This is a genomic window from Burkholderia sp. BC1 (assembly GCF_052683555.1).
In genome coordinates this window covers 106,326-125,208 of sequence record NZ_JBQYLP010000014.1, presented here as the reverse complement: position 1 = coordinate 125,208, position 18,883 = coordinate 106,326, and the positions used below count along the sequence as shown (strand labels likewise).

Annotated in this window: 11 protein-coding genes and 1 pseudogene; 1 reads left to right on the top strand and 11 read right to left on the bottom strand. The window is 61.6% G+C overall.

What is annotated here, in order from left to right; translation table 11 throughout:
- Positions 1-33: 33 nt before the first annotated feature.
- Positions 34-9,009 (bottom strand): hemagglutinin repeat-containing protein, encoded by an 8,976-nt coding sequence (locus ACSHSS_RS09975; RefSeq protein ID WP_445544908.1) that lies wholly within the window; start codon positions 9,007-9,009, stop codon positions 34-36.
- Between the two features lie 470 nt (positions 9,010-9,479).
- On the opposite strand from ACSHSS_RS09975, the pseudogene ACSHSS_RS09970 reads away from it, so the two are divergent.
- Positions 9,480-9,596, top strand: a pseudogene (locus ACSHSS_RS09970) (IS3-like element ISBcen22 family transposase); the annotation flags it as partial.
- 546 nt (positions 9,597-10,142) lie between these two features.
- On the opposite strand, the gene ACSHSS_RS09965 reads toward ACSHSS_RS09970, so the two are convergent.
- The 10 genes from ACSHSS_RS09965 to ACSHSS_RS09920 are packed head-to-tail and all read right to left on the bottom strand — an operon-like array spanning position 10,143 to position 18,881.
- Positions 10,143-10,616, bottom strand: a complete 474-nt coding sequence (locus ACSHSS_RS09965; protein WP_445544907.1) for a DUF2514 family protein — start codon at positions 10,614-10,616, stop codon at positions 10,143-10,145.
- Positions 10,616-11,113 carry a lysozyme gene (locus ACSHSS_RS09960; RefSeq protein ID WP_445544906.1) on the bottom strand — a complete coding sequence of 166 codons (498 nt, stop codon included), beginning with the start codon at positions 11,111-11,113 and terminating at the stop codon, positions 10,616-10,618. The genes ACSHSS_RS09965 and ACSHSS_RS09960 overlap by 1 nt, the downstream gene beginning before the upstream one ends.
- Positions 11,106-11,318 (bottom strand): HP1 family phage holin, encoded by a 213-nt coding sequence (locus ACSHSS_RS09955; protein WP_012216727.1) that lies wholly within the window; start codon positions 11,316-11,318, stop codon positions 11,106-11,108. Before ACSHSS_RS09955 ends, ACSHSS_RS09960 begins: the two co-directional genes overlap by 8 nt.
- A gap of 41 nt (positions 11,319-11,359) precedes the next feature.
- Complete coding sequence (locus ACSHSS_RS09950) at positions 11,360-12,076, bottom strand: hypothetical protein (protein ID WP_217096779.1); 717 nt, start codon at positions 12,074-12,076, stop codon at positions 11,360-11,362.
- Positions 12,076-12,384, bottom strand: coding sequence for a hypothetical protein (locus ACSHSS_RS09945; RefSeq protein WP_012216725.1), 309 nt, complete (start codon positions 12,382-12,384; stop codon positions 12,076-12,078). Before ACSHSS_RS09945 ends, ACSHSS_RS09950 begins: the two co-directional genes overlap by 1 nt.
- Positions 12,384-15,686 carry a host specificity protein J gene (locus tag ACSHSS_RS09940; RefSeq protein WP_445544905.1) on the bottom strand — a complete coding sequence of 1,101 codons (3,303 nt, stop codon included), beginning with the start codon at positions 15,684-15,686 and terminating at the stop codon, positions 12,384-12,386. The genes ACSHSS_RS09945 and ACSHSS_RS09940 overlap by 1 nt, the downstream gene beginning before the upstream one ends.
- On the bottom strand, positions 15,683-16,246 hold the full coding sequence (locus ACSHSS_RS09935; protein ID WP_445544904.1) for a tail assembly protein: 564 nt from the start codon (positions 16,244-16,246) through the stop codon (positions 15,683-15,685). The genes ACSHSS_RS09940 and ACSHSS_RS09935 overlap by 4 nt, the downstream gene beginning before the upstream one ends.
- On the bottom strand, positions 16,243-16,995 hold the full coding sequence (locus ACSHSS_RS09930) for a C40 family peptidase (protein ID WP_369717805.1): 753 nt from the start codon (positions 16,993-16,995) through the stop codon (positions 16,243-16,245). The genes ACSHSS_RS09935 and ACSHSS_RS09930 overlap by 4 nt, the downstream gene beginning before the upstream one ends.
- A 48-nt stretch (positions 16,996-17,043) precedes the next feature.
- Positions 17,044-17,727 (bottom strand): phage minor tail protein L, encoded by a 684-nt coding sequence (locus ACSHSS_RS09925; RefSeq protein WP_369717804.1) that lies wholly within the window; start codon positions 17,725-17,727, stop codon positions 17,044-17,046.
- Positions 17,727-18,881 carry a hypothetical protein gene (locus ACSHSS_RS09920; protein ID WP_445544903.1) on the bottom strand — a complete coding sequence of 385 codons (1,155 nt, stop codon included), beginning with the start codon at positions 18,879-18,881 and terminating at the stop codon, positions 17,727-17,729. Before ACSHSS_RS09920 ends, ACSHSS_RS09925 begins: the two co-directional genes overlap by 1 nt.
- Positions 18,882-18,883 lie beyond the last annotated feature (2 nt).

The following is an 18,883-nucleotide window of genomic DNA, read 5'->3' as shown; positions in this document are numbered from 1 at the left end:
CCGATCATGAACTAAGATTGAAACCGGACCACCCTATGGGGTCAGGCCACCGTCCTGCGGCATCTCTCCCGACGCTACTCGAACATTGCCCGGCAACACCCCTCCATCGCTCATCACCAGATCCATTTGCGCCATCTGATCCTGAATCTGCTGCACCGTGTATTTCCCGTCGCTTTCCGATGCCAGCTTCTTCGCCAGCGTCTGCTCCTTCGCCTTGTTGTCCTCGTGCAACTGCCGGTTGAAGCGATCGACCGCTGCGCCTGTCAACGCACCGGTCCCGCCGCCCACGAGCGCACCCGCGCCGCCGGCCAGCAGGTTCGACGCGACGTTACCCAGCAGCTCGTCGACATTCTTGTTACCGGTCGGCCCCGCATCCTTGATCGATTGCGCGATTTCGGTCAGTTCTGGAGCAAGCTTCGCTGACACGCCTGCTCCCGCCGCGCCGCCGACTGCACCCAATCCGCCCGCCGTCAATCCACCTGTCAGCGCACCACCTGCAATGTGCAAAGCAACACGATTATCACCGCCTTCGGCCCAGTTCTTCGCGTCCTGCAAATACTGCGCCTTGAGCACGGGATCGTCGGTCGCAGCGGCGGCATCGCGTGCGGCTTTCTCCTTCCTGTCCGCATAATTGCCAATCTGCTTCGCAATTGCTTCCGATGCCGCCGTCGCCGCGTTCATCAGATCGCCCTGATTGCTCAAAACCTGTTGCAGGTCCGGCGTCTTGTCGACCTTACCGTTCAAATTCGAGGTATCCCGGTTCAGCGTCGCGAGGTCCTGTTTCTGGCTCCCCTTATCCGTGATCGTGATGCTGCCGTCGCTGATTGCGCTCTTCGTCGTCGCGCTGCTGCTACCGCTCTCGTTCACATACAGCGGCAACGCGCCGCCCGTGTTCTTCCCGTTCGTGCTCGTCGGTCCGTGCGTCGCATAGCTGTTGCCGCCATCACCGATCCCGCCGCCCGCGCTCACACCAACACTGCTCGCATCGTATTCCGAATGGTTCTGAATATCGGAGAACGATAACGTGCCGGTCGTCAACTGATTCTTGTCCGGCGTCGCCGTACTCGCGATATATGCGCCCTTCAGATCGGTATTGCCCTTGACGTTGATGTCGTAACCGCCGCTGCCCGCCTGAATACCGGCTTGCTCCTTCACGCCGGCATAGTTGCCGCTCGCATGCCCGCTCTGTGCACTGAAACTCGCGCTGCCGCCGCCCTGACTGATACTGAAGCCGCCGCCCGTGCTGCTCTGGTGCGCAGCACTATGAGTCGTATCCTGCACCGAGGCGAGGTTCAGATTGCCACCCACGTCCGCCACCACTTTGTTCGCGTTGACGTTCGCGCCAATGACGTTGGTGTCCCCACCGCTCACGATCGTCGCAGTGTTGCTCGCGTTGATGTGCGTGTTGTTCTGCATCGCCGCATCGGAATTGGCATCGCCGTGCGCGCGCGACATCGCAGCCGACACGCCGAAGCCGCCCGTGCCAAAGGACACGCCGACGCTCGCACTGCTCGATTTGTTCGTGCTGCGCGTACTGTCGGTATCCGTGCTGTTCAGCAGGTTGACCTGATTCGTCGCCTGCAACAGCACGTCCTTCGCATTCACGTCCGAGCCCTGGATCGTCACGTTGCCTTGGCCCGCGCTCTTGTCCCCCGTCGCCACGAACGCAGCGGTGCCGCCGGCCTTCACGTTGCTGCCGCGATTTTGCGTGCCGTCTTCACTAAACGTCGACTTGCTTTGCGACGAACCGAAACTCAGTTCGATCTTCGCCTCCGGTTTGCCGCCCGGGCCCAGCGAAGATGCGAGCCCCTTGGCCGCGCCAAACGCATCGGCTACGCCACCGGCTGCAGCGATGCCGTGTAGCGCGGCGGCGCGCCCGTCCTGACTCTGGCCGGCGCTGCGCGCCTGTTGATTCACGTTCTGCACCGCGTCGATGACCGGTGATTTCAACGCCAATGTAAAGCCGCTTTGTTTAACTTCGTGCGTTTCGTCATGATGGGTCGTATTGATCGCCGAATCGATCGTCACGTTCTTACCGGTGCCGCTCACATCCTGCGCCGCGATGACGTCGGAACCCGTGATATGCAGGTCATTGCCAGCCTTCATCGACACGCTGCCATCGGTACTGCCGACGAGGCTGCCGTTCTGCGTCACAGAACTATCGTGCGTCGTATCCTTCTGGTCTCGGTTTCCATACGAAATGCCGCTGCCGGCTGAACCGAAGCCGGATTTCTTTTCCTCGTGGAAGCTCGAACTGTTACTCGTATCCTGCGTGGTGGTAACCGTCAGATTGCGACCCGCTTCCAGCGACAGGTCGTGCGTCGACGCAACCGTGGAACCCGCCACCGTCAGATCGCGTCCGGCGCTGCCCGATACCGTATCGCCCGAAACGGTCGAGCCGATCGACTGCACTTGATGCGACTTCTTTTCGTCGGTCGTCTCGCTTTTCGACAGGAACCCCGAGCGTTCGTCGTGCACCCAGCTTTGCGAGTCGTGGGTCTCGGTGACCGCGCCAACATTGACGTCGCCCTTGGCAACCAACTTGGTTGCGCCGCCCGAAATCGTTCCATCGGCAGCCGTCTGACCGGTCGTCACGTTCGAACCAGCGATAGTCAGATTGCCAATCCGCGACCCGTCGGCCTGAGCGATGACGCCGCCAGCTGCAAGGATGGTGGAAGCAACCGCGTTTTGGCCCGCACCCAGTATGGCGTTATTGCCCGCGTGAATGTCCGTGCCGCGCACGGTCTCGTCATACGATGACGCCGTATGCTGGGTCAGGCTACCGCCGAGCGACCGTTCGTCGTGGTGCTGCGTATCCTTCGCGGCCGTCGCGGTCAAATCACCGCCCGCCACCATCGTCACGTCGTTCTTGCCATCGACGGTCGCATTCGTCAGCGTCGTGTCGCGTCCCGAGACAGCCGTCACATTGCCGCCCGCCGTGATCGCGCTGCCGACGTGCTGCGTCACGTCGTCATGCCCACCATTCAGGCCATCTCGCGTGCCGACGTCCTGCGTAGCCTTCAGACTGATCGTGCCGACGTTGATGTCGCGGCCTGCTCCGACCGACGTATTACGCCCGGACTGGACTGCTGCGCCGTTCACGTTGACATCGCGTCCAGCCAGTGCCTGAACGTCGTTCGTACCGGAAATCACGCCTGTCGCGCGCGTGCCTTGCGCGGAAATTTGCCCGACAAGGCCCGTCGTGCTCGCCGCTCCGGACACGCCCAAGGTCTCAGTTTCGTTCGTGATGTCGCGACCGGCTCGCACCACCGTATCGACTCCGCCGATCCGACCGCTCACGTTGCGCACATCCTGCACGGCAGCCACTGCCGTCGTGCCGCCGCTACCGATCACACCCCGGTTGACGATGGTGTTGCCGATGACCGTCGTAGCCACGTCGCTGACGATATGACCGCTGTTCGCGACGTCCCCCGTACCGTTCAGGTTGACCTTGCTCCCAGCCACAATCGCGCCACTGTGCTGCAAATCGACCGTATTCGCTTGTGCCAGATACAGTTTCGGTACCAGCACGGTCTGATGCGAGCCATCGGGCAAAGTGACGTCCTGCGAGACAAGCCAGACCATATCTGTCGTCAACTGGCGCATCTGTTCGTCCGACAGGCCGACGCCGACCGCGAGATTGAACGCCTTCGCATACGCGACGCCGTTGTTCATCAACGCCGTGTATTCGTCGAGGTTGTCCGAATAGCCAGCAAGGAACGTGCGCCCGGTGAGCTGCGTCACCTGATCGCGCACCAGCCGTTCTTCATACGCGCCGTCACCGAGCCGCTTGAGGGTGGTTTGCGGATTCACGCCGAGCTGCCCGAGCATGTAGTCGCTCGATATGAACTTCGAATATGACGTAAAGCGTGGATCGGTCGCGATCAAGAACGTCTGATCGGGCGCCGGGTGGTACGTATACAGCCCGTTGGTCGGCAATGTCAGATTCGGAATACCGCCCGACGCGTTCCCGAGCGTTTGCGGCCGGCTCGTCTGACCCGTGACGCCAGTCGGCGTATTCGGTCCCGCAATCTGCCCGTTCAGGCCGCCAAGCTGCGTGCCGGTCGCATTACCGCCCGACACGCCGGAACCCGTGACGGTCTGGCCGAGCCGATCCACGGCCGCCACATTGATCGATTGGGCATCCGTTTGTACCGTCTGGTTCGAAGTGGCGATCGCCGGCAACGCGGCGATCGTCGTCGGCGGCAGCGGCGTGACGGGGTAATTTACGGTCTGCGTATCGGTGTCGCCGCCGGTTTTCTGGTGCCAGTAGAAAGTCGACGTTTGCTGTTCACTCACGCTCTGTTGCAGTACGGTTCCCTTGTCGGTGACGGTGCCGCCTGCCGCCCGACGCACCAGCTCGCCGCCTGCTGCCATGATCGACGATTCGTTGGTGATCGAACCGCCGTCCGAGTTGATTCGGATCGCACCTTGCGCCTGCATCTTCGCCGGGTCGGACGCGGCGACTAGCTTGTCTGTGGTCGTCGTGGTCGTGGTGGTGCGCTGCGTCTCGACGTAATCGTGCGAGTCAGGACCGAGATCGGTTCTCACACGGACTTGATCCGGCCGAATCTGTGTCTTCGGATCCCAATCCGGCCAGAACGTGATCGTATAGGTCGTGCCGTTGTCTTGAATGCTGTTGTAGGTCTGCGTCGGATTCGTTGCGATATTGCGCGTCTGGTCGACCGGCCGCAGGCAAAAAACATCCTCACATTTGGTGAGATCGTTGTAGGTTTCAACAATCGGTTGCGTCAGCGAGAAAGTCTGCGTGCTCGCATCCAAGTTCGCGACCTGTGATTTCGGCACCGTCACCGTCACCGGATTGCGCAGCGCGCCCGCCATGTTCCCCGAAATCGGATCGGCTTCGCCGCCCCATGTCCATTGCGGGAAAGTTTTGCTGTAATGCCACTGCGTGCGCTTACCGATCGGGATACCAGCCGTATAGATGTCCAGCGATACCGACGTACTTTGCGGCGTACCGGGTTCAGTAAGAAGGGATGTACGCTTGTTGATCAGCGTGTGCGCGGCGACATCCAGATTGCCGTCGGCCTCGATATTGGCCGAGTCGTTCGTGATCGTGTTGGTCTGATTCGACAGCAGGCCCGCTGCGTCACGCGTGCCGTCCTTCGCTAGCTCAAGATCGCCGCCGCTGTAGATCGTCGCCCCGTCGCTGTTCGTAATCGAGTTCGACGCATAGAGCCGCGTTTTGGTTGCCCCGGCAATCACGGCTTGCGCGCCGGTATTCCGCACATCGGTCGCGTTGACCAGCACGTCGTTGCCGATTACCGTGCCCGTGTTGACCAGCGTTGTACTGTTCGTCGTGACCGAATCACCTTCGATTCGACCTGCGTTCGTCAAGGTATCGGTCGCGGTAACGGTCGTCGCCGCCGAATTGATGTCGGCCCCCGCCTGGTTGACGACGTTGTTACCGCTCGCGTGTATGTCACCTACCGCCGCCAATGTGCCGGCGTTCGTCAAGGTGCCCGTTGCGGACACATCCATGTCGCCGTCCGCGCGCAGCCGGTTGGCTGCGCCGTTCGTATAGTCGCCATCGACGTGCAGGCCGAGATTGCGGCCGGCGGTCATTTCGCCGTCGCCGATCACGCCACCGCTGACCACTACATCGCGGTTCGCGCGAATCGTCCCGGCTTGGTTCGACAACGACGCAACCTTGACGGATACGTCCTGTCCGCCTTCCATTTTGCCGCTGTCGTTCAGTACGGTCGCGCCAGCCTGGTTCAGGCTGAACACAGCGCCGCCGTACATCGCGCCGCCAGAATTGTCAAGCCACTGTGCGATGTTGAAATTTCCGGCCTTGCCAGCAACGAGGTTTGCATTGTTCGTGTTCGTGACGCGCTGCGCGTTGACAGTCACGTCTGCGTTGCCGCCCGCCGTGCCCGCATCATTGTCGATCGTTGCAGCCGAGAGGATGGTCGCACCATCCCCGGCATTGGTCAGCGTACCTGAGCGGTTCACAATGCTCGCAGCGGATACGTCCATCGTGCCGTGCGTGCCGTTTGCCGACATGATGCCTTGATCGTTCGACAGCACGCCGCCAGTCGATACCGTGAGATTTCCGCCCGACTGCGTACTGCCGAACGAATTCACATAGTCGCCTTGCGTGGACGCGGCAAGCGAAGCCTTCCCGTAGAACTTGCCGCGGGCATTCACGATGCCGGTATTCGCCAGAATGTTCGCGACGCGCTGGGACGACATCACACCGCTCGAATTGTCCAGGTTGGACGAGCGCGAGACCAGATCACCGTTGGTGACGATTTGGCCGCCGATATTCGAAATCGCGCCCGTTGTCGTCAGCGCGAGTTGGCCCGTGCCGGCGTGGCTGACGTTGCCGCCATCATTCGACATCGAGTGCGCGTTGATCGTCAGGTTCGTCGCGTTGGTGGTGACGGTCCCTTGTTCGTTGTGGAGCGCACCGCCGACGGAAAGCGTTTGATCGGTCTTGCCATATTGCTGGATCGATCCGTTTTGATTCAGCAGATCGCCTGCCGTCGTCACGCCGAGCGCGTCGCCCTCAATCGTGCCCCGGCCATTGTCGACCGAAGCCGCCGAAATCGTGTTCGTTGAACCGGACAACAACCCTTGCTGGTTGTTCAACGTCCCAACAACGTGCGTGTCCAGTTTTGCGCCGGCGGCGACGCTGCCTGAATGGTTGTCGAAGGTCTGCGAACGGATGGTCGCATCCGTCTTCGCACCCAGTTTGCCTTGGTTCGACAGCGTGTCGGCCGTCACCCGCAACGCGCCGTTCGTCAGCGCTTGGCCGCTATTCGAAATCGTGCCGGCGTTCAGGTCGAGCGTGCCCGTGCCGGCGTGCTGAATCAAGCCCGTGTCATTCTGAATCGCATGCGCCGAAATCCCCAGACTGTGGGCATTCGATGCGATCGATCCCGACGCACCGTTGTCGAGCGTCCCGCCAACCGACAAGTGTTGATCGGACGACCCGTATTGACGCAGCACACCACCGCGATTCATGAGGTCGCCTGTCGTCGTGATGCCCAACTCATCGCCGTCGATCAAACCGCCGTCATTCTGGATCGACGCGGCCGATACATGGGTCGTGGAACCGGAGATTTTCGCTTGGCTGTTGTTCAGCGCCTCAACGACGGTCGCGTCGAGCTTCGCCCCCGCCAGCAGCGCACCGGAATGATTGTCCAGCGTACGCGACTGGACGGTCAGATCAGTTTTGGAATTGAACTCCCCCTGATTCGCAATCGTATCGGCCGAGACGTCGGTCGCGCCGTTCGAGCCGATCACGCCGCCCGCCGCGCCTTGTGCGGTCGTGCCTGCTGCATTGACCAGCGCACCGTTGACATGCACGGACAGGCCGTCCGTGCCGAGCGAGGTGGCGCGCCCGGCTGAATTGTTCATCGACGCGCCGATAATCGTCTCCCGGCCGGCCGCCTGCATCAGCCCTTGACGGTTATCGATAGCTCCGGCCGCGTCCAGCTCCAGGGACGCACCGGACACCATTTGCCCGCCGACATTCGACACCGAGCCCGCATGAATCGCTTGCGCCGCACCCGACGACAGATTTCCACCATCATTGACCAGCGCCCCTGCTGCGGTCGCGGACAGCGCCCCGCCTGCAATCGCTGACGCGTGCGCGAGATTCAGGTCGCCCTGTGTCGTCGTCAGTGTCAGGGCGCTGCCGGCCGATGTCGTGCTGCTCGACAGATCCAGCCCGGCCCCTTGCAAGGTCGCATTGCCGCCCGCACGGGTGTGGCCGCTCGCGCTGAGTTGTCCGGTCGTCGTCACGTTCAGATCGCCGCTCTGGGCAACGGTTCCGTCGCTGTTCACGCCCGCACCGAGCGTCCCGGTCGAATTGACGCTACCGGCATTCACGGTCGCGTTCTGCTGCGCCGCGAGCGCGCCGGTGTTAGAGAGATCGGCGCTCGTGCTGACCGACAGCGACTGCTGCGCGTACGTCGTGCCGCTATTCTGGATGCCGCCTGCTGCCGACAGCGCAAGGTTGCCGCTCGCGGTCGACTTGCCCGTCAGCACCAGGCGCCCGTCCGATTGCAGCGTCAAATCGCCGGCCTGCGCCGCGATCGTCCCGGCGTTCGCCACACCCACGCCTGCAGAGTTGCCAACCAAAAATACCCTATTGGCATACATCCCGCCTAACTGAGCCACGTCAATCGCGACGGCAGGAGCGGGACCGTCACCGGCGATCTGCGTCGCGGCAAGCGTGTCGTGATTAACCTGGTTCGTACCGGCGATTACATTGAGGTTCTTCGCATAGATCGCGGCATTGGCCTGCACGGCGCGGGCGATCAGGTCGACTTGATCGACATTCGACGCATTGAGGCCAGCGCCTTGTACGGTAATGAGCCCGCGCGATACGTTATAGCCGGCCAACGATCCGTCCGTGCCAAACTGCGGCACACCCGTTGTGAGGACGGCACGTGACGTGTTGATAAACCCGCCGCCATCTACGACGATGCCGGCCGGATTAGCGAGCACGATCTCCGCGCGGCTTCCTGCGACCTCGACATACCCCTTGATCTGACTGGCCGCCGTGCTGCTGACCTGGTTGACGATGATGCGCGCCGCCTGTCCCGCACTGAGGTTTGGATTGCCGTTGATATAGCCGGCTTGCTGTGTATTAACGATCGTCGGCGAGTTGTTCAGGATGGCGCCATTCTTCTGAACGTCGAACTGGTTGTAGGTGTTCAACGACACACCGGCGCCGCCCGGCTTGTTGATATTCACTTGCGGCAGGCCATTGGGCGTCTGGATCACCGACGGCGCATTCGGCCCTGCCCCGACGATTTGCGCCTGCAACCACATCGGCATCGCGCCCGCGGCAATCAGAGCGCCGAATGCGGCAAAACGCAACCCAAACTGAGCCACCCCATGCATACCGCTGCGATCGACGGCGCGCTGCGTTTCGCCAGCGCTTGCTTTCCCCGCTGCGCTGGCCGTTTCTTCAACTGCGACCAGCATCCCGTGCAAACGGCTGAATACCAGCCGATAATGTTTTTTATTCATGGTCTACTCGCGATTCGTTCTATCCGCTCTCACGGAATCCGAACATCGCACGAAATCCAATAAAACAGCGTCAACAAATGTCAAGCGTTGCTGAGAAGTCACGAACTAACCGGAAACTCTCCGCACTTGTATTAATGGCGAGTTCGCCGATCCGCAATCCCAATCCGGCAATTCAAACAGCGCCTTCTTTTAGTCGGGAGTATCGGTAGCATTGACTTCGGCAATCCGCGCGAATATTACCTCAGCCGTCATCTCAAAAATTCCTGACAGAATTGCGAGGTCGAATCTGCACATGTCCCGCGATCGACTCTGTGACCACATATCGCCCTCCCGAGTACGGCCAGCTACGGCCGCTCCGTCGCTACATTTCCGCATCGGCACACTTCGCTTGGGACTCTCCGTGAACTGCTCTGGAGATCCGGGCCACAAATGAGCGTTCGTATTTCGGAGGTAATTACGGAAGATTGGCGATGACGCGCGAGCAAGACTCGGTGAAGCAGATCGTGGCCACGCTTAAGCAGGCCGAGGAGGGTATGCCGGTAGCAGATCCGGACCGGCAGTCGGGAATATCGAAGCAGACGTATTTCGAAGTCCAGATCGACTTCAGCCGATCGGCAAACCAAGCGACAAGGGGCTCATTGAGACATTCAACGGCTCGCTCGAGGACGATGCCTGAACCTGCATTGGTTCGCATCGATGTTGGACGCGAAACCCGCCAATACAGTCTTCGCCTACGGCCGAAGGTTTATGAAAGATCCTGTACTAACACTCGGCACTGTCCAAGAATTCGAAGCGGTTCAGTGATGCCTGTCAGCGGCATGGTGCACTTACAGCCGAGAGGGGGCACTTCATCAGATGAGGCGACCATCAACCCAAATCCCCTAGAGGTGCTCCTGCGCCTCCCTCAGATTCACACGAGTCAAACCGGCCAAATCAAAAACAAAAAACCCGCGAAGCCTTGCGCAATCGCGGGTCTCTGCTTCTTGAGGACGGGCATGGACAGGTATTTGGTGCCGGGGACCGGAAACTAGAAGAGTGCCGAATCAAGTACTTGCGGCAGCATGGTGCGGATTTGTAGCAGGAAGAAGAAAGTGCGCGCCATCTTCGACCGGACCCGAACCGGCGCGCCAGAGCTATTTTACGGCCGTCAGCGCGTCGTAGTCGCGCTCGCACTGCTGGCCGGCGATGCGGGCACGGTCAGCATATTCCGCCAGTTCTCCCGCGCGCTGGTCAGCGCGGCCGAGCACGTCGGCAAGCAGATCGAGGGCGTCGCCGGTTGACGGGCCTCCGGGCGTAGCGGCGGGATGCCGCGCGCGTTCGACGAGCCGGTCGACTTGCTTGCGCAGGCCGTCAGCAGCAGTAGCAGCGGCAGCAGCATCTGCGCGCGCCTGGTCACGTTCTTTCGCAGCATGGTCTGCGTTCTCCTGTTGCGCCGTCGTGCGGCGTTGGTATTCGTCTCGCGCGGCCTTCAGTTCGCGGATCTGCTTCGACTGATCAGCGACTGTGGCCGATTGGTCAGCGTCGTGATGGCCTTTGCAGTAGCCGCCAGCCATGCCCATCGCTGCTGCTGCGACGACGGCCAGCCAGAATCGCGGTGCCTCAACCATCACAACCCCCGCTCGCACAGGGCACGCTCTTCGGCGCGCCGTTTCACGAGGCCCGGCAACACGCGTCCGCCGGCGGTTACCCACTGTGGCCGGCCGTTATCCGACTCATTGATCGCGCGGCATGCGCCCTTCCAGTCGCCGGCGTTGAACCGCTTCGCCGTCGTGCTGCCGCAGTACGCACCGGCGCCGACGTTGTAGGCGAAGCTCACGGCGGCCGCGAGCTGGTACGTGCGGCCCTTCAGCGTCGGCGTGCATTTCAACACCAGCGCGGCGTGCTCGATGAGGCGTTGCTCAAGGCGTGCGCGGCACTCGTCCGGCGTGAAGCGCTGGCCGGCGCGCACGTCCTTCGTGTCGCCGTTGCAGGCCGTGATGATCCCGATCGGGTCCGGCCGCGCGACGAGCTCGAGCCCCTCGAACTTCGGGACCATGGAAAAAAGAAGGGCTGCCGCAGCAGCCCCAACAACGCCCACAAGCGTCCTCTTCGGCACGTCAGCCATCGTGCTTCTCCATCTCCATAATGCGCATATCCGACTCGCGCTGTTCGCGGCGATCCTTCCGCCACATGAAAAAGAAGTTCAGTCCGAACGTCGCGATCGCCGTCAAAATACCGACGATCACCCCGATGTCCGTCAGCGTCAGCGACGACGCCACGGCAGTAACGCTCCCCACGTAGCTCGCGACTTCGGTTGGACTCGCTCGCATCTGTTCCCCGTAAAGAAAAAGCCGCCAACGTCGGCGGCCTGTTACACGATCCCCGTTCCATCCAGCACCATGAATCTCGAATGGAACTGCTCACGAAACCCGACGAAGTTGTTCCCACCACCATCGCCATGAATCATGGTTCCCCACGAAACAACGTTTCCAGTCACGCGAATCGACGTAAGCTGCACTCCCGGCGGATCGTTCCACCATATTTTTCTCACCGAGTAAATCGCTGAAGCGATAACTGGCGCTGCGTACGCGCGGGATTGCCACGGCGGCGAAGGCCGTCCGATAACTGCCCAGCCGGTTCCCGGGATGTACTCGTCATAAATGACATCGAGTACTCGCAGGAACGGTCTGGATGAATCGGCAATCAGCACCCCCCCAGCGTCGAATACCTGCATCCCGAAATTGCCGGCTGCAGGCGGCACCTTGTCAAACAGAAACAGGTAGACGGTGCATGGCTGCTCGGTAACGAACGTCAATGTGTAAACTAGATCACTGCGCTTGGCGGCCCAGAGTGTTATCCCCGTGCCTCCAGATGCATACACGCCATACATCGGTCCGGCATTCGCATTGAACGTGAACGTCACGTTCGGCATCGAAGCGCGAAATTCCCTATTAGCGTCGTTGTACGCCAAGTGCAGATCGCTGTTGACCGCCTGGCCGACCATCGCCTGCACCATTTGATAGTTGGGCGTTCGCCCGTCGATCTGATACAACCCGGTATCAGTGAATGCCTGAAATCCCGCCGGCATCAATACACTCCGAAAACAATCCACCCTGGAACGCGGGTGTATGCGTTAGAGCCGCTGTCGTTCGGGCTATACGACCAGCTGATTCCACCGGCATTGATGGAAACGACGGGAGACGGCTCTGCGCCAGAGACGCGGTAGAACAGCTGCTCCGGCATAAATGCCCAGAACGGCTCACCGCCCGACATATCGGCGGCGACACTTCCGTCAACACCTCCCGTATGCACGATCCCGACAACTCGCCCTGCACGCGATTTCGCATCGAGGAGCAGACGGCCTGCACCGTCAAAAATCTGAAGGCCAGCAACCATCACCACATCCCCATACGCACGCGCAGCATGCCGTTTCCGTCATAGACGCGCACGCTACTGCCGTCCAGCACCAGCCGATTTCCGCTTCCGTCCGCAGCGTTGATCTCGAACCACCCGCTCTTATCGAGTCTCCACCCCTGCCGGCCCGCGATGTAGTTGTCGGACTGAATGTAGCTGCCGATCATCGCGTTCGTGATCCATCCAGCGCCGATCAACGCCTGACGAATGAAGACCTGACCGCCCTGCACAACGAATGGCACGATCATCGAGCCGCCGTTGTTCGGGTCGACCACAGCGAACCGCTGGGCCGACACCAACACCTGCGATTCGATGATCCCGTTGTTGTTGTCGACGCCGACACCGATTCCAGCGATGTACGTGCGCCCGTCCGAGGTGATTTGCGTCTTGATCTGGTACGACGCGGAGACGCGCCCGTTCAGATCCGCATACGACTGCGCGACGGTCTGCACGGCGGCCGCATTTTCGTTCGCCTTCGCCTGGACGGTCGTGATCTGTTGCGCCATTGCGCTGTCAGCGTCGACACGCGCCTTCGCCTCGGTCTGGACAGCAGCGGACAGCGTTGCGGTCGCCGAATTCATCTGAGCTGCTACGGTCTCGACCTTTTGCGCAACAGCCATGTCGCCCTCGGCGATCGCCGACTGCAGCGACCACACGCCGGCATACATGGTGTCGTCGCCCGCGTACTCTTCCGCGTCGCCGGCCATCGGAGGCGTGATCGAGTCGATCGGCTCGAGCAGATCGTGGCCCAGCGAACTTTTGCCGATCTGGCCGCGAAAGTAGTCCTCGTATGCCGCCTCATCGGTAGTCGGCTGCCCCTGCACGCCGGGACCGTCGGCCGGATACCATGGCCCGACGTTTCCGGACGTGTCGACGAGACGCGCCCAGAAGTAGAAGACCTGCCCGACCGCAAGCCCCTGATACGACGTGGACGCCTGGGGATACGCGAAATCCGAAAACTTCGTAGCGTCGTCGCGGCTCGGCGTCCGGCTGTACCAGATCTCGGTGCGCTGCGTGTCGGCTGCCGAGCCGTCCCCTGGGAACTTCCACTCCAGGTTGATTCCGTACACCACACCGGACGCCTTGAGCGAAACCACGGACGGCGGTGGAGTCGTTTTCCCCATCAGCATCGTTTCCGCGCTGACGGCCGGCAGCGACGTCACGTTCATCACGTTCTGCGCGCGCACACGCGCGACGTAGCGCCCCTGATAGATGCCCGGGATCTCAACCTGCAGACCGCCCGTCTGTGCAACAGCGACCCAGTCGCCGTTATCCTTCCGCCATTCCGGCAGATACGTCACCGCCTTGTCCGCGGCGTCCCACGCGATCACCATGTTGGTTTTCGCGATGCCCTGGTCAATCACCGAGTACGTCGTCAATCTGACGTTGCTCGGCGGTGCCTGTACCGATGGCGGCACGACCGTCACAGGCCGCTGCTGAATCTGCGCGCCGTCGTCGATCGCCGCGTACTTGCCCGGCTCATGTCGCGTTGCAGTGATCGTGTAGGCGATCTGCCCTTCTTCGTCACTTTCCTGCACGCTGACGACGCGGTACAGCTGCGCGGTGAGCGCATCGCTTTCCAGCATCCATACCGCGCCGGAGACCGGATCGGCATCGAAGCGGTCGACCAACGTAAGCGTGTCGCCGTCGACCGACTTCACCGCGCGCGACTGTGCGACGCCCGACGGTAGGATCGCCGTGAAGCGATCGCCCGGCGCCACGGCGGGCGCCTTGTCCAGCACGACAACCGCGCCGGCAGCGGAGCGGATGCGGCCGCCGATGCGCCGCCCCGCCTTGCGCGGATCGGCAATAGCGATCACCTGCCCCGGACCGACCAGCACGCCGTCCATGCCAACCTGAAACGACACCGTCCCCGCCTCGTACCGCGACGTGAGCAAAATCCATTGGCCGACGCGATGTGCCTGCGCCTGCGACGTGCAACCGAACGCGGTAACCTGTGTCTTAACGACGCCGTAGCGCGCGATCCCGTCCTCGTCCGGCACGTATTCCACGGCTTGCTTGTACTGGTTCGCCGGGTCGTTGTAGCTGACGAGCGCGACCGTGTACCGCGTCTTGCGCTCGCTGCCGACATACCGGAACGAGCCATCGATCACGTTCGCCGCCGTGTACACGTACACCGGATCCGACGGCATGTCCGCCGATGCGACGACAGCTCCGGGGCCCCAGTAGGCGATGCCGCGGAAGACGCTCGCGATGTCCTGCAACACCTTGAATGCGTCGGCGGCAGACTGGATCACGCAGTTGCAGGCGAATCGCGGCTCGACGCCGCCTTTTCCGTCCGACACCATCACATCGCAGTAGCGCGCGATCTCGTACAGCCCCCACTTGTCGATCATCGATGCATCGACGGTCTTTCCGAGCCCGTAGCGCTCGTTCAACAGCAGGTCGTAGAAGATCCACGCGGGATTGTTCGTCCATGCCGGCTTGAACGTGCCGTCCCACGTGCCCGAGTACGTGCGCGTTTCGGGGTCGTAGTTCGACGGCACACGCACGATCAGACCTCGAACGTGGTACGAGCGCACCGGGACCTGCGAGAATGAGCGCGCGTCAAACGTCATACCCACGAGCGCAGTCATCGGATAGCGCAGCTTGCGGTCGATGATTTCGGTGATCGCCTCGATGTTCACCGTGTCGGCGATCAGCGAGCTGTGTGCATTCGGCGTAATGCGCCGCACGCGCACCAGCCAGCCGGATTTCGCACTCGGCAGTTCGATCCGATGGGAACGCTCGTACAGCGACGTCGTCTTGCCATCGAAGGCGCCACGCAGCACTTCCGCGTACGAGCCCCCGTCAACCGACAGGTCAATCGCATACTCGACGCGGTAGCCGAACACGCCGGAGGACGGGTCGCTCTTCTGCAGTGCGGGCACGCCGAAGCGAATACGGACCGCTGTGAGTTGCGTGTTCTGCACCTGCCGCACCCAAGGCGCATCCGACGTCAGCGGGATCCCAACCGCAGTTTCGCGTTCGACCGCCGGAAAGCCGGGCATGTAGTCCTGATCCAGCGTTCCCGTCCGAACGTCGACCGTGTAGTTCTGGAAGTTGACCGAGCCGTCGGCGTTCTGGATCGGCGTGCCGTCGAGGTAGACCGACTGCATACCGTTGACCAAGCCCGCGATCGGGCCTTCACCAATGATGTCGAGCACCTTCGCGCGCGCGGTCGAATGGAGGCTGTCCGGCGACTCGCCACCGCCACCACCACCGCCCCCACCCTTTGCACCGCTGATCCGCTTCAACCCGGATTCCGCGTATATCTTTTTCACTGTTGGTCCTCTGCGTAGATGCCCGAGCTCGCGACCTTCGAACCGGTGATCGTGTCGCCGTAAATCAGCGGCACGGGCTCCCCCTGAGCCGCGCTGTTCACAGGCCCGTTGAAGTAGTAGGACGTGCCGTTGTCAGTGACGCCAGCCAGCCCGGGCTGATGCGGGCTCAGCATTTGCGCGACACCGCCGAGCATCACCGAAGCGCCCATCGCGATCAGCGACGGTTGCTCGAACACGAAGCCGACGACGGCCAGTGCTGCCCCAAGAATTGTCTGGAACAGCCCTCCGCTTTTGCTCCCGATGATCACCGGAGCGATTCGAATCGCCTCGTCCCCTACGGGTGCCGTGAGATCGTCCTGGCTCAGGTTTCGGCGGCCGTTGAACACGGCGAACGTGAGTCCGTTGTCGCGTGCCTCGAGCAGAAATTTGCGGAAGCCCGGCAGCAATACCGACAGTGCTCGCACGGCCTCGGCTGTCGACGAAACAGCCAGCCGATGCACGCGCCCGAAACGCGTGCCCGCGATCCCGTACAGCCTCACCTCTCGCAATTTCTCGCTCAATTGACGCCTCCCACGTAGCGCAGCACCGTGGTACAGCTGTCGCGCCACATCGAACCCCATACGGCCTTTCCGGACAGCCGGCCGTACATGTGATGCGCGAACATGCCGTCGCCGAGATAGACGCCGGCGTGATTCGGAACACCGTTCTTGCTACGGATTTGCATCAGCAGGACGTCGCCCGGTTCGAGCGTCACGTCGCGGCCGACGTCGAGAAAGCCGGCGTCCTGGTAGTGTGCGATGTACAGGTTCGAATGGCCGTCAGCCCACCACCCGTCCTTACGTTCGAAATCCGGCAGCGCGATTCCACGCTCGGCGAGATACCAGTCCCGGATCAACGCGTAGCAGTCGAGCACGCCGTGCAGAAATTCGCGGCCATACAGCGGCGCGACATATCCGCTGGGTCCGAATTCGTTCCAGTCGTCGACGCCGATCGATCCGTCTGCCTGAACGCCGAGCGACACAATGACCCATTGCGGAATGCCGGCGCGCTCGCATACGGTACGATCGGCCATGCTCGGCTGCGCCGTGCCGTTCGGATGCGAATGCACCATCGCAACGATTTCCCCCATGTCTTCGGCGTCCGCGTAGTCTTCGGGCGCGAGCGCGAACTGGTCGGTCGGAGTCGGCGCGACATTTCGCCCCGGCAAATACACGTCACCCGCCGCTGTCCGCACGATGAGCCCGCAGCACTCGCGCGGATACTCGGCGAGTGCGTGATCGGCAATCGCCTGCTTGATTCGTTCGTCCATAAAAAAACCCGCCGGTTGGCGGGTCCGTGATGGGATGTTGATCGTCGGCTATGCGAGCGTGTCGCACAAAAAGCCGCCGTAAGGCAGCGGGTTATTCACGCCGAACCGGCGTTCGCATCCGCTGATCCGCTGGCTGCAGCGATCCAACGCAGGATCGCTCACCGGGTTGTCGTTCTTGTCGAAAAACACCATGGCGGTGTATCCGCACTCGGGACCGCGGTAGCGCCACTGGCACGTGCCGACGATCTGGCGTGCGGGAACCTGCTGTCCGCCGAAATCGAGCGGCGACGACAGCGTGAACTCGACCTGCACGCCCGGCTGTTCGTCGCTTTTCTGCTCGATTCGCCATTGCTCGACCGGCCATTGCTCGTTCGGGTCCGCGGTCGGATTCCCGTCCGGGAAATTCACCGCGTCGAGATACTTCGCCAGCGTGCGCCGGCGAAACACCTTCGCACCGACCAGATCCTCCAGCGCGACACACATTGCGGTGATCGTGCCGTTGATGTCGCCGACAGTAAGTGTCGGCGCCGGCTGCCTGGCGTCCGACGTCCGTTCGAAACCGGCCGCCTGGATCGGCCACGGCTTGTACTCTTGACCCTGCCACACGATCGACGTCGACTGCAGGTGCCCATGAAAACGCAGCACATCGCCGCCGATCGCTGTGCAGTCGACCTCAAATAGCTCGATACGGTGACCGGGCTCGAGCGATTGAATATCGGCGACTATTGACATCACCGCACCTTCACAATCAGAACTTGGATCATCCCTCCGACAGCGCTTCCCGCACCGCCGCCACTGATCACAAACCCAACGTCGATATAGCCACCATCCCAGGCGTTGCTCGTCATCGCTGGGAACGCCCAGTTGGTTCCATTCGACGCGGGCATACCGTTCACGAAAATCATGTGCGTATCAAATGCAAAGGGTGCAGCTAAATAGATTCGCAGTCGGCCTACGCCAAGGTACGTTGCAGAGCAATTGAACGCCGTTCCGGCTCCGGCGTACTCGGTGTTTCCTGACCAGTACGCCCACACAACAGGAATATTCCGGCCACCAAGAGAAACAGGCACCCCGGCTCTTTTTTGGTCCACATTGGCGGCGATCAGCGGCTGCCAATCTCCGTCGCCGTGGTTGACCGCGACACCGGCCGATGCGCCATCGTGAAATACTTCCGCGTACTTGTCGGTTGGCAGTGCGCCGCCGGTCGCGGAAGAAAATACATAACCGCTGGAGAGAAAGGAGGCGGCGCTACCGCTCTGCGCAACCACCGCACCGCCTATCGACTTGTACGTTCCGTTATATTGGTCAGGCTTGAAGTTCCCACTGTCCCACGGTACGTTTCCACCGAAATTCGGGCGGCTGGTAAATTTGCTGATACTTGCGGTTCCTTTGACCTGCAATGCTGTCGAGCCGTCGTCGGCAGCACCGCCCACAAGGACGCGGCCGCCAACTGTGAGGTTTCCGCCGACGGTCTCATCCCACAGCATTTTCCCGCGCTCTGCAACGTGCCAGTATTTCGCGCCGTCGGATACGTATGTCGCCCAGTCGCCTTTATTGAGCGTCCCGATCTGAGTGCCATCGCTACCTTGCGGTGCGATAGTTACCGGGCTTCCGGCGTTGAAGAAGTGCAGACACGCATTCACCGGGACAGAGGACGCGAGCGGGATCGTAATCGATTTGCCCTGATCCGCGATGTTGATGCCGTACCGCGTGCCAACTTGCGCGGGTTTCAGCGTCGTGCTGTCGGTAATCAACTCGTAGCCGAGTGCGACGCATGTGTTGATAACATCGATGTTCGCATTCATTTTCACGAACCCTGCGCGCGTCGAATCACCGTCCTTCCCAGCAGGTGGGGTTCCGAGATTGATTTTTTGAAGCGTAGGCATGG

Coding starts and splice junctions, on each gene's coding strand:
- ACSHSS_RS09975 (WP_445544908.1), bottom strand. CDS start 9,009: ATGAATAAAAAACATTATCGGCTGGTATTCAGCCGTTTGCACGGGATG.
- ACSHSS_RS09965 (WP_445544907.1), bottom strand. CDS start 10,616: ATGGTTGAGGCACCGCGATTCTGGCTGGCCGTCGTCGCAGCAGCAGCG.
- ACSHSS_RS09960 (WP_445544906.1), bottom strand. CDS start 11,113: ATGGCTGACGTGCCGAAGAGGACGCTTGTGGGCGTTGTTGGGGCTGCT.
- ACSHSS_RS09955 (WP_012216727.1), bottom strand. CDS start 11,318: ATGCGAGCGAGTCCAACCGAAGTCGCGAGCTACGTGGGGAGCGTTACT.
- ACSHSS_RS09950 (WP_217096779.1), bottom strand. CDS start 12,076: ATGCCGGCGGGATTTCAGGCATTCACTGATACCGGGTTGTATCAGATC.
- ACSHSS_RS09945 (WP_012216725.1), bottom strand. CDS start 12,384: ATGGTTGCTGGCCTTCAGATTTTTGACGGTGCAGGCCGTCTGCTCCTC.
- ACSHSS_RS09930 (WP_369717805.1), bottom strand. CDS start 16,995: ATGGACGAACGAATCAAGCAGGCGATTGCCGATCACGCACTCGCCGAG.
- ACSHSS_RS09925 (WP_369717804.1), bottom strand. CDS start 17,727: ATGTCAATAGTCGCCGATATTCAATCGCTCGAGCCCGGTCACCGTATC.
- ACSHSS_RS09920 (WP_445544903.1), bottom strand. CDS start 18,881: ATGCCTACGCTTCAAAAAATCAATCTCGGAACCCCACCTGCTGGGAAG.